This is a genomic window from Actinoplanes sp. HUAS TT8 (assembly GCF_051380535.1).
Taxonomy (GTDB): domain Bacteria; phylum Actinomycetota; class Actinomycetes; order Mycobacteriales; family Micromonosporaceae; genus Actinoplanes.
In genome coordinates, this window is record NZ_CP195646.1 from 6,470,624 (window position 1) to 6,481,918 (window position 11,295).

An 11,295-nucleotide genomic window follows, 5' to 3' on the forward strand; every position below is an offset into this window, starting at 1 on the left:
AGCCGCGGGTCATCTCCAGGGCGCTGCACCGTTCCACTTGAGGGGTACCCGGCGGGCCGGGGGCATTACATCCGACGACTTAGCAACTGTCCGGGGTCGGCGTGTCGTCCAGGAACTCGTGCCGGTCGGCCGGGTCCGGTGGAATTCGCGCGCCATTAGCGTTCTCCTTTCCACCGGATACAGGAGCTCGGGATGACAATTACCGCGGAAAGCCAGAATGCCGATTCGGGCACCACTCTGGACTATCCCCCGGGCGTACGCGGATATGCCGTGATCGTGGCCGGCGCCGGCAGCGACGGCGCCGATGTGGTGGCCATCTGGATCCTCAATCCCTTCGGCGAGCCGACCGGGGCCTGGGTGCGGCCACTGGTCGATCTCGACGGTGAGCGCCTGACGGCGATCATGGGCATGGTGGAGGGCCGTTGCCTGGTCGGCTGGACCGAGGAGGCGGCGGCCGGCGCCCTGGACAAGATCGAGGCGGTGCTGCCGGCCGAGGTCGTCGCCCGGCTGCGGGCCGGGGTCCTCGCGATTCCCGACCTGATCGCCGAGACGCGCGAGCACCGGGCCCGCTACGAGGAGGCCCTGGCCGCCTACACGGCCACCACCACCTCGAAGATCGCGCCGCTGGCCTGGGCGCGGGCCCTGCCGTCGGCCGGTGAGGAGGTCGCCGCCCTCAGCCCCCGCCCGATCGTCGCGGCCAGTCCGGCCGCGTCGGCCGCGCTGACCCTGGCCAAGTCGCTGAGTCAGGCGATCGAGCTCTGGCAGATGACCGAGGAGGCCCGGTACCGGCGGCCCTACCTGCGGTCGACCGGCGCGCAGCAGTCCCTGCCGCCGCGCTGGCTGGCCCGTCTGCGCCGCGCCGAGTCCGGGGAGAAGAGCTGACCGTGTACGCCGTCATCGACCTGGAGACCACGGGTACGAAGACCAGCTGGCACGATCGGGTCGTGGAGATCGCCGTGGTGCGGCTCGACGAGTCCGGGCGTACCCGCGACGAGTGGTGCACCCTGGTGAATCCCGACCGGGACCTGGGGCCGCAGGACATTCACGGCATCAGCGCGGCCGAGGCCCGCCGGGCCCCGAAGTTCGCCGATCTTGCCGGGCAGATCGTCGAGCAGCTCGCCGGGCACACCGTGGTGGCGCACAATCTGCCGTTCGACGCCGGATTCCTCACCGCCGAGTTCGGCCAGCTCGGCCACCAGGTGCCCGTCGCGGCCGGCCGCGGGCTGTGCACGATGCGGCTGGCCAGGCATTTCCTGCCCGCCTCGGCCCGCAGCCTGGAGGCCTGCCGATCGGCCGCCGGGCTGGGCCCGCACCGGGCGCACTCGGCCCTGCACGACGCCCGGGCCGCCGCCGAACTGCTCGCCTACTACCTCCGGCAGGCCGGCAGCCCGCCGCCGTGGACCCCGCTCGTGCACGAGGCCCGGCAGGTCCCGTGGCCGAACCTGATCAGCCGCGGCCTGGCCCCGGTGAACCGGCGCCGCCCGGAGGACCGGGAGCCGCACTTCCTCACCCGGCTGGTCGACCGCCTGCCCCGGCTGCCGGACCCGAAGGCCGACGCCTACCTGGGTGTGCTCGACCGGGCGCTGCTGGACCGGCACATCTCCGGGCACGAGGCGGATCAGCTGGTGGCGACCGCCGATCGGCTGGGGCTGGCCCGCATCGACGTGGAACACCTGCACCGCGGCTATCTGACCAGCCTGGCCGCGCTCGCGATGGAGGACCAGGTCCTCACCGACGAGGAGCTCAGTGACCTGGACGCCGTGGCCGGCCTGCTCGGCCTGACCACGGACGACGTCAAACGTTCACTGGACGAGGCCGTCACGAATCCGGTCGCGATCCGCCCGCAATGGCAGCTGAATCCCGGCGATCTGGTGGTCTTCACCGGAGCCATGAATCCTCCGCGTGAGGTCTGGAGGAGCAGGGCGCTGGAACACGGCTTGCTCGTCGGAAAAGACGTCACCAAACGAACGCGCCTGTTGATCGCAGCCGACCCCGACTCGATGTCCGACAAAGCGAAAAAGGCGCGACAGTACGGCATTCCGATCGTGGACCCGACCGCCTACCGGTCGATGCTCGGCCGGTTGCCGGAGTCGGTGGCTCGCTGAGGCCGGACGGCCGCGACGGTCACGCGGCGGGCGGTGGCTCACGTTGACCGGACGGCCTCGGCGGTCACACGGCGGGCGGTGGCGACCAGGCTGGCGACGGCCTCCTCCGGGGGCAGGCCGCACAGGTCGGTGAGGGTGAAGACCGACTCGGCGCTGATGACGACGGCCAGGTCGCGGACCAACTGGTCGGCCACGGGGTGGCCGGCCAGGCCGTTCGCCTCGATCCACGGGGCCAGGGCGTGCTCGATCAGGCCGAAGCGGTGGGCCGGACGCTCCCGGGCGGTGGCCGGCTTGGCGACGGTCGCTGCGACGATGGCGCGGACGGCGCCCTGCCGGCGCAGCACCGCGCGGCCGAGGATCTCCGCCGCCTGGCCGATCCGCTCGACCGGGTCGTCCCCGGTGGTCACCGCTCGCAGGGCCGCCACCTGGTCCTGCACCGGGACGGCGGCGCGCAGGAGCGAGACGAGATCGGGAAAGTACCGGTACGCCGTCGCCTCGGAGACCTTGGCCTCGGCCGCGACCGCGACCATGGTGATCTCGGCGCCGCTGTCCGCGAGGTGGCCGGCCGCGGCGACGATCGCGGCCCGGGTGCGTTCCATCTGGTTGGTGCGGGTGGTCACCGGCCGACTATACCGCGACGCTCTCACGAGAAGAGTCAATTCTCTTCATGAGAGTGGACTTGCATGAAGGCGGTCCGCACTCCTAGGGTCGAGCCGACAACACCGATCAGGGGAGGCTTCATGGTCGCCGTATCGATCGTCGGACCGGGCGAGGGCGAAGTCATCGTCAACGGCCCGTCACGGGTCCGGATCCTGGAGGACGGCAGCAACACCGCCCACCGGCTCGGGCTGGCCGAGATCGTCGTCCCGCCGCACACGCCCGGGCCGCCGCAGCACCGCCACGCCCAGCACGACGAGGGCTTCTACGTGCTCTCGGGCGTCGTGCGGTTCACCGTCGGGACCGACGACCACGACGCCACGGCCGGCACCTGGGTGATGGTCCCGCCGGGCGCACCGCACACGTTCGCGAACCCGGGCGACGAGCCGGCGGTCATGCTGAACACGTTCACCCCGGACCTGTACGTGCAGTACTTCCGGGACCTCAAGGACATGGTCGAGTCCGGCCGGCCGTTGACGCCCGCGTCGGTGGCCCAGGTCTGGACGAAGTACGGCACCGAACCCTCCACCGAGTACGCGCCGTGACCGTCCTGCTCGTCGTCAACGCCGTCGGGGCGCTCGCGAGCATCGCCTTCGCGGTGATCGGCGGCGTCCGCCCGGCCGCGCTGAGCGGCAGCAACACGCCGACCGCGGGGGAACGGTTCCACGGCTGGATGTACGCCGTCCGCGGCGTCCCCCTCGGCGTGGCGGCCGGCCTCGCTCCCCTGCTGTGGACCGGCCCGGCCGTCTCCCTCGTCCTCTACGCGGCCGCCGCGGCCCAGATCGGCGACGCCACGATCGGCGCCACCCACCGCAAAGCAACGATGATCACCGGCGCCTCCCTCCTGACCGTCATCCACGTGGCGACCGCCATCGCGGTCCGGAGCAGCCGCTGAGCGGGTCAGAGGAGACCGTGCCGCCGGGCGAACCGCGGAAAGGCTTCTCCGCTGCAGGGCAGGCGCATGCCCAGGGCCGCCAGGGCATCCACGATGTTGCCGGCCCCGACCTCGGTCAGCTTGCCCTCGGCACACGCGGCGCCGAGGAGCCACAACGTCCCGTGCACCTCGACCCCGAAGGCCCGGCCGGTCCGGGTCGCGTCGCGGTCGTCGATCAAGGCGACGGCTCGGTATTCCTCGGCGACTGCCAGAACGCTGGCTTCGCCGAGGTCACGGGCTCCGGCACCGACCCGAGCCGACCAGACGGCGAACCGCCGGATCCGGTCCAACGTGTCGAGAGCGGCGACGGAGAGCCACTCCACATCGAGAACGTGGGCCAGCGCGGGATGATCGGGGATCCCGGCGCGAATCTCCTCGCGCACCACGTGCGGCACCGAGGTCCGGACACCCGCCAGCAGGTCGCCGAGCACGTCGAGCCGGTCCGCCCGGGCGAAATAGCTGAGGCAGGTGGCGTCGAACACCAGGTGCGAGGCGGTCAAGGGGCGACGTCCTCGTCGAGCGGCGGCAGGTCCGTCTCGGCGATCTGGCCCCGCATCAATTCCACCGCGCGCGTCGTGGTGATCAGGTGCCGTCGCCGGGCCTCGAGGACCGCGTGTGCGTACGCCGGTGGCACCCGTATCCATTCCAGGTCCGGCTGCGGTGTCCAGCCGGTGGTGTCGAGAAGTTCGGACCTGGTCGGCGTCAGCGGCAGCCAGCCCGCGGCCTCACCCTGATCCAGAACGCCGGCCCGGACAGCCTGCCGGACCGCCAACGACCAGGACGTCCGGTACGTCGAAGCAAGCCGGACGAGCACATCGCGACTGAAACCGCCGGCGGTGATCACCGTTGACGGCAGGAGGAACTCGGCCGCGAACGCGTCGATGACCGACTCCCGGGCGGCCCGTGACGTGTGCACGCCCAGGTCGCTCGAATACTCGTCGCCGAGTACGAGATGACCGAGTTCGTGGGCCGCCGTCGAGCGCCGGCGCCCCGGATCGCCGCGCCGGCTCACCACGGCCACCGCGAGGTCGTCGTCGCGCACCGAGGCGCCGTCGCCCGGCAGGTCGGCGACGGCGACCAGGAGGCCGGCCTCCTGGCAGGCCTTCACCAGCGACTCGATCGGTTCGTTTCCACTGCCGAGGCGGCCCCGGAGCCAGCCGGCCGCCGATTGCGCGGCCGCTTCCGAATCGGCCGCTTCCGGATAGCCGAGGATCGCCCCGACCGTGAGCACCCCGAACGACTGCACCTGCCGGACATCGTGAAGCCAGCTGACGAGGGCCGCCTCCAGCCGGAACGATCCGCGGCTCGCGTCGGTCGCATCCTCGTCGAGAAGCCCGCTCCGCCGCGACAGGACCGCCGGACGCTCCCGCAGAAAGTAGTCGATCGGTAGGTCAAGGGCCTGGCCGAGCCCGATCAGCTCGACGGCGTCGATGCGACGCGTACCCGCCTCGATCTTGGCGACCATCGTCCGGTCGAGGCCGAGGCGGCGACCGAGCTCGTCCTGCGAGAGGTTCGCGGCCAGCCGGGCCTCACGCACCCGCTGCCCGATGCTCACCCACTCCTGCTGCGCCGCCATGGTGCGATAATCGCACACTGTCGCCTCGTGGCGAGTGCTGTCGGCGACAGACACCCGAACGGCGCCGCCGGCAGCGCCTAGGATCCTCAGTGGACGGTGTGGGCGGCGGCGGGGGGCGGCGGGATGTCGAGGGACACGACCGTGGTGGTCATCGGGGCCGGGCCGGCCGGGGTGTCGCTGGCGAACTTTCTGCGGCGCAGCGGGGTCGACTGCGTCGTGCTGGAGGCGCGGGATCGGGAGTATGTCGAGGGGCGCCAGCGGGCCGGGGTGATCGATCATCGGGCCGAGCAGATCTTCGGGGAATTCGGGCTGGCCGGGCTGGTGGGTGGGGGCGCGCCGCTGGAGACGTTCCTGGAGATCCGGGTCGAGGGGGTGCCTCGGCTGATCGACGGGCCGGGGCTGGCCGGTGGGCGGCCGAGCCGGCTGGTTCCGCAGCAGCTGCTGGTGCGGCGGCTGATCGGGGCCTATCTGGAGGACGGCGGGGATCTGCGCTTCGACGCGCGGGACGTGACCCCGCACGATCTGGACGGTGACCGGCCGCGGGTCACCTATCGGGACGCGGACGGGGTGGAGCGGGAGCTGACCTGCTCGTACGTCGCCGGGTGCGACGGGTTTCACGGGGTCAGCCGGCGCAGTATCCCGGAGGGGGCGCTGACCACGTACAGCTTCGATCACGGGATCGGGTGGTACACGGTGCTGGCCGACTCGCCGGCGCCGCGCTATCCGTTGATGGCGGTCAGCCGGCACGGGTTCGCGGCGCAGTTCGCGCGGGGGCCGCACGCGAGCCGGTTCTACCTGCAGTACCGGGCCGGAGAGGATCCGCGGCGGTGGCCGGACGAGTTCACCTGGGAGCAGCTGCGGCTGCGGCTCGGTGACGACGGGCTGCCGGGCGGGGCGATCACCGGCCGCGAGGTGGTGGACATGCGCAGTTTCGTGGCCGAGCCCATGTCGTACGGGAAAATGTTTCTGGTCGGCGACGCGGCGCACATCATCACGCCGATGGGCGCGAAGGGGATGAATCTGGCCGTGGCCGACGCGTATCTGCTGGCCCGCGCGATCGTGGCGGCCGAGCGGGACGGCGATCGGTCCGGGCTGGCCGGGTATTCGGAGGCGTGCCTGCGGCGCACCTGGGACTACCAGGAGTTCTCCCGGTGGTACGCGGAGATGGTGCACGAGGCGGGCGACGAGAGCGAGCCGTTCCGGCGGCGGCTGGCCCTCGCGCGGCTGGATCGGCTGTTCCGTTCACCGACGGCGGGCGCCGCGTTCGCCGACCTGATGGCCGGCACCGAGGTGAGCCCGGGCCGATGGCCGGCACCGAGGTGAGCCTGGGCTGACCGCGGCGCCCGCCACAAGGCCGAGCGGCTCAGACGCCGGCGAACTTGCTCATGGTGGCGGCCAGCGTCGTGTCGGTGATCTCCATGTAGACCTTGTGGTTGTCGGGGACGCCCAGCGCGTACGGGCAGGTGGTGTCCTTGGCCGCGAGCTTCGTGTCCATGATCTTCTTGCCGGTGGCCGTCTCGTACACGTGCAACCGGTACGTCGCGTGGTACAGCGTGGCCTCCCCGCCGGCCAGGCCGGAGCCGGGGCTCTCGTAGGTGCAGGTGCGCACCTTCGCGCCGACCGAGACCCGGTCGATGCAGGCCACCATCTGGATCTTGGACACGGGCATGCTGGACGACGACCACGCCTTCTCCAGCGCGGCCGGCTTCTTGAGGAACCAGGCCTTGAACATCGTGTACGGCAGCCGCTTGCCCTCGCCGGTGTCGCCGGTGACCAGGATCGGGTGCGGGGCCTTGGTCGAGCTGCGCTTCGGCAGCATCGGCCAGTAGGTCAGGCCCTGGCAGATCTGGTCCATGTCGTAGATGCTCTCCGGCGGCACACCCTGCGGGACCGGGCCGGGCGGGATCGTCGACAGGTCCTCGGAGGGCGTGACCGACGGCTGCGGCGACGGCTGGAGCAGGGACGGAAGCCCGGACGAGAGGTCGCGCGACGGGAGGACGGCCGGGGTGGTCAGGGCGACGGCCGGGGTGTTGCCGGTGGATCCGCGGGCGACGACGCCGATCGCGCCGCCGACCAGCGCGGTGACGGCGACCACGAGGACGGCGACCAGGACGCGCAGATTCCGCTGCCGCACGGCCGGCTGGGCATACGTCGCCAGGTCCAGATCCTCGATCGACGGCGCCCCGGGCGGCGGGGTCAGGCCCTGGATCGGCATCGGCCACGGGTCGATCGGCGCCTGGACCTCGGGCGATCCCGCCTCGGGGTGCTCGCGACCGCCGGCCCGGGCCGCCCACTGGGCGAGCGGCGCGTGCTGCGTCTTCTCCCCGTGCTCGGTGTCGGCCGGCACCACCGGGTCGCCGGGCGAAGCCAAGAGACCGCCCGGCACCACCGGGTCACCGGGCGAAGCCAACAGACCGCCCGGCACCACCGGGTCACCGGGCGAAGCCAACAGACCGCCCGGCACCACCGGGTCGTCCGGCGGCACGACCGGATCGGCATCCTTCTCGCTCCCGGGCTCAGCCACGAGCGCGACTGTATCGAAAGCTTTCACATCATCGCGCGCGGCCCGGACCGCTCCGGACCGCGCGCGACGGGTCACCGACGTGTCTTGGGCAGGTCGTACTGGTCAGCCGAGCGGCAGTCGCGGTAGTCGCCGATCGCGCCCTTGGGGAGCTTCTTCAGGGCGGCGCGGGCGCGCTGCCGTCCGAGGTTCCAGGCGTACCAGGGGTCGGGCTCCTTGAGGTCGTCGTTGATCCAGCTCAGCGTGCATCGCCGTACGGGATCGGGCAGTCGGGTCAAGGCCGGGGTCGCGTCGGCCGAGAGGGCCCGCAGATACCACGCGTCGATCTTGCCGGTCTGCTCGTAGCGCAGGGCGTTGCGGTCGGCCGCGTAGCCCTCCGGGTCGAGGACCGCGAGGCCGAGCAGCATCAGCACGGCCAGGCCGATCGTGGCCCGCGGGATCCAGCGGCCCCGCCAGCGGATGCCGGCCACCGCGATCATCACGAACACGGTGCCGAGCAGGATCTCCAGCGACATCACGAAGATGCGCTCGCCGGTGAAGCTGTAGACGCGCTGGTAGGCCCACATGCGGGAGAGCGCCGACCAGACGATGACCACGCTCAGGCCGCAGACCAGGCCGAGCAGGACACGCAGCAGCATCCGCTCCGTCGGGGTGTCGCGGCGGGCCCAGCGGGCCAGCGCGGCGAGCAGGGCCAGCGACAGCAGGGTGACGGCGACGAGCTGCCAGAAGCCGCTGCGCGCGTACTCCGCGTAGCTGAGCCCGGCCGTCTTCAGCACGTGCCGGCTGCCGCCGAACAGCACCGCGAACTGCACGCCGACGAACCCGGCGAAGAGCAGGACCAGCGCGGCGGCGGCGGGCGCCCACTCGACCAGGCCGAACCGGCCCCGGCCCTCGGTGTCCAGCCCGGACGTCGTCGGCGGCGCCGACAGCGTGTAGATGCCGGCGACCGCGATCAGGGCGCCGGCCACGGCCAGGAAGATCCACTGGAAGATCGAGCCGCCGTCGAGATCGGGCACGACGTCGCCGAGCAGCGTCGAGAACGCGACGTCGGCCGAGGACAGCAGCGCGCCGAAGACCAGCAGGACCAGCACCGTGAGGCCGACCGAGAAGACGATGCGCCGGGCCAGCCCGGGGTTGCGGCTCGCTTTCACGTGCCGGCGGACCCAGGGAAGACCTTTGAAGGCGGCGTACGGCGTGGCGATCAGGCCGAACAGGATGGACCGCACCTGACGGCCGCCGACGATGGCCAGTGTGGCGCAGCCGAGTGCGCCGAGCACGCTGAACGTGACCAGCCACCAGGCGTTGCGGACGGCGGGAACCGCGAAGAGCAGCAGCGACGCCACCGCCCAGCCGGAACGGATCCAGCGTTCACCATGAGAAAGATCAACCGATTGGCGTACGGCCATGACCACGCCCGCGGCCAGCACCAGGAACCCGAGGAACCAGCCGATGCCGGTCCGGTCCAGCGGCACGAAACAGGCGACGCCGAGCGCGCCCGCGAGCACACCGAGCGGGACGGCCGCGCCGCGCGTCTGGGCCGGTCCCGGCCAGTGCTTCTCGCGGAACTTCTGCCACGGGGTGGGCGGGGCCTCGTACCGGTACGGCCGGTGCTGGTCGTGCCGGACGCCGGGCGGCCAGGTGGACGGGGTGGTCCAGTCCTCGCCGGGCGCCGGCGCGACCTTCTCGGGCACCCGCGGAGCCGGGGTGGCCACGGCCTCGACAGCGACCGCGGTCTCCGGCTCGTCGCCCTCCGCCGTGTCCACGTCGGACTCTTCGGACTTGTCGGATTCAGCGACCTCGGAAGCGACCTCGGCAGCGGCCTCCGGGGCGGACTCGGCCGGCGTGACAACCGGCGCCGCAACTGCCGGGGAGGCCGAAGCGCCCACGGGCGCCACGACGGTCGCGGCCGACACGGCGACCATCGGCACGAACAGTGCGTACCCCACGGTCCCGGACGGGATCCGGACCGGGATCGCCCAGGCCGGCTCTCCCTCGGCACCGGGCCAGGCCATCGACGGCAGCACATCGTTCTGGGGCATCACCAGCAACTGCGGCGCCGGTGGCGCCGGATCGGTCGGGTTGCGTTGCTCTGGCGGGGACTCGGCCACAGTGCCCTCCTCGTTTCACAGGTTCGGCACAGCGTAGGGGGTCCGCGCACGTACGTCTACGTTGCGACGGTTCCGTATCGCCGTGACGACTGCGTGTGCACGCCGATCGTGTCCCGAGGAGGGCCTCCTGAGCTGGTCAGTGGCGCGGCCGGAACTCCCGGGCGAGCACGTACCGGGCCGTGCCGTCACCGATCTGGACACCGCGCACATCGGCCGTACGGAAGTGGACCCCGCCCCAGATCCGCGCCTCGACCACTTCGGCCAGTGCCGACGAGAAGCTGGTGAACGAACGCGTGGTCCCCGAGTCCGCGCTGTACGCGCTCATCGCGATGTCGTCCCGCCCGAAGAACCGCTGCCAGGTCAGCGCGATCGCCGAGAACGAGCAGGTGTGCCCGGAGGTGTAGTCCGGGAACGGCGGCGTCACCAGCAGCGGCATCCAGGTCGGGTCGGCCACGGTCGCCGGGTTGCCGTCGAGGTCGGCCTCCTGCACCGCGGTCACCGGCCGCCAGAAGTTCCAGTACTTCTTCTCGTTGTAGCAGGCGATCAGCGCGTCCGCGTTGACGATGTCGACCATCGCGAACATCCGCGCGGTCTGCAGCGTGCTCAGGTGCCGCGTCTCGGCGAGCTGCCGCTTCATGGCCCATTCGGTGAGCCGCCGGTCGTGCCACCAGATCGCCGACTGGGTCTGGTCGAGCGTGCGGACCGTGCTGTTCACCCCGCCGATCGCCTTGACCTCGTTGAGGTCCCGGGCGTAGGCGGCGCTGGTCAGTGCGGGCGGGCCGACGGTCCGGAACATCGCCGGGTCGGGGAGCACGAACGGCTTGAGGTCGGCGAACCACGCGCCGTCCTGGACGTTGGTCGGCGGGGTGGGCCGCCACTGGCCGGGTGCGGTGCTGATGTCGTAGCTGTCCGGGTCGAACGCGCCGTCACCGACGCGGGCGGCGATCATCGCGTCGGCCGCCCGTTCCCCCACCGCGACGCCGTCCCGCTCGGCCCGGCCGTCCGGGATCGCGGCGAGCGCGGCGTCGTACTGGGCCCGCACGGTCGCGGCCTGGTCCGGGAAGAGCGCGAGCAGCACCCGGGAGGCGGCCGCGGCCACCGCGGCGTCGGCCGAGGCGCCGTGGCGCACCTTCGGGGCGATCAGGTAGGGCTCATAGCGGACGCCCGACACGGCGTTGACCGCGTCGTAGACGGCGCCCTGAACCATGGCGAAACTGCGGGCGGCGGTGGCCGGCGACTGCCGGGCCACCTCGTAGATCTCGTTCTGCGCGTTGAGGTTCCAGGCCACCACGGCGTTGGGGCCGTGCGACGAGCCGGCCTGCGCGGCGGCCGGCGTCAGGGCGGCGATCAGAGTGAGAGTGACGGTCAGTGCGGGCAAGCGACGGTATGCCATC

The 11,295-nt window shown here is 72.0% G+C and carries 11 protein-coding genes; 5 read left to right on the forward strand and 6 right to left on the reverse strand.

The window, feature by feature from the left end:
* Positions 1–192: 192 nt before the first annotated feature.
* Together ACSHV8_RS28965 and ACSHV8_RS28970 are read left to right on the forward strand one after the other, a co-directional pair.
* Positions 193–882: a DUF6218 family protein gene (locus ACSHV8_RS28965; RefSeq protein ID WP_436520657.1), complete on the forward strand. Its 690-nt coding sequence runs from the start codon at positions 193–195 to the stop codon at positions 880–882.
* Positions 883–884: 2 nt separating this feature from the next.
* The gene (locus ACSHV8_RS28970; protein WP_436520659.1) at positions 885–2,105 is read left to right on the forward strand and encodes an exonuclease domain-containing protein; all 1,221 of its coding nucleotides are present in this window, start codon (positions 885–887) and stop codon (positions 2,103–2,105) included.
* Positions 2,106–2,143: 38 nt separating this feature from the next.
* Here the strand turns inward: ACSHV8_RS28970 and ACSHV8_RS28975 are convergent, their stop codons facing one another.
* Positions 2,144–2,725: a TetR/AcrR family transcriptional regulator gene (locus ACSHV8_RS28975; RefSeq protein ID WP_436520661.1), complete on the reverse strand. Its 582-nt coding sequence runs from the start codon at positions 2,723–2,725 to the stop codon at positions 2,144–2,146.
* Between the two features lie 120 nt (positions 2,726–2,845).
* Here ACSHV8_RS28975 and ACSHV8_RS28980 point away from each other — a divergent pair, with 120 nt between their 5' ends.
* Both ACSHV8_RS28980 and ACSHV8_RS28985 read left to right on the forward strand, forming a co-directional pair.
* Positions 2,846–3,307 (forward strand): cupin domain-containing protein, encoded by a 462-nt coding sequence (locus ACSHV8_RS28980; protein WP_436520663.1) that lies wholly within the window; start codon positions 2,846–2,848, stop codon positions 3,305–3,307.
* On the forward strand, positions 3,304–3,657 hold the full coding sequence (locus tag ACSHV8_RS28985; protein WP_436520665.1) for a hypothetical protein: 354 nt from the start codon (positions 3,304–3,306) through the stop codon (positions 3,655–3,657). Before ACSHV8_RS28980 ends, ACSHV8_RS28985 begins: the two co-directional genes overlap by 4 nt.
* Before the next feature lie 5 nt (positions 3,658–3,662).
* On the opposite strand, the gene ACSHV8_RS28990 is transcribed toward ACSHV8_RS28985, so the two are convergent.
* Positions 3,663–4,196, reverse strand: a complete 534-nt coding sequence (locus ACSHV8_RS28990; RefSeq protein ID WP_436520667.1) for a hypothetical protein — start codon at positions 4,194–4,196, stop codon at positions 3,663–3,665.
* Positions 4,193–5,272, reverse strand: a complete 1,080-nt coding sequence (locus ACSHV8_RS28995) for a helix-turn-helix domain-containing protein (RefSeq protein ID WP_436520669.1) — start codon at positions 5,270–5,272, stop codon at positions 4,193–4,195. Before ACSHV8_RS28995 ends, ACSHV8_RS28990 begins: the two co-directional genes overlap by 4 nt.
* 123 nt (positions 5,273–5,395) lie before the next feature.
* Between ACSHV8_RS28995 and ACSHV8_RS29000 the strand changes: the two genes are divergently transcribed.
* The gene (locus ACSHV8_RS29000; RefSeq protein ID WP_436520671.1) at positions 5,396–6,595 is read left to right on the forward strand and encodes a 4-hydroxybenzoate 3-monooxygenase; all 1,200 of its coding nucleotides are present in this window, start codon (positions 5,396–5,398) and stop codon (positions 6,593–6,595) included.
* A gap of 40 nt (positions 6,596–6,635) precedes the next feature.
* Here the strand turns inward: ACSHV8_RS29000 and ACSHV8_RS29005 are convergent, their stop codons facing one another.
* From ACSHV8_RS29005 to ACSHV8_RS29015, 3 genes are all read right to left on the reverse strand, one after another.
* The gene (locus ACSHV8_RS29005; protein ID WP_436520673.1) at positions 6,636–7,796 is read right to left on the reverse strand and encodes a hypothetical protein; all 1,161 of its coding nucleotides are present in this window, start codon (positions 7,794–7,796) and stop codon (positions 6,636–6,638) included.
* A gap of 71 nt (positions 7,797–7,867) precedes the next feature.
* Complete coding sequence (locus ACSHV8_RS29010; protein ID WP_436520675.1) at positions 7,868–9,901, reverse strand: DUF4153 domain-containing protein; 2,034 nt, start codon at positions 9,899–9,901, stop codon at positions 7,868–7,870.
* Between the two features lie 136 nt (positions 9,902–10,037).
* Positions 10,038–11,294, reverse strand: a complete 1,257-nt coding sequence (locus ACSHV8_RS29015; protein ID WP_436520677.1) for a vanadium-dependent haloperoxidase — start codon at positions 11,292–11,294, stop codon at positions 10,038–10,040.
* Position 11,295: the final 1 nt, after the last annotated feature.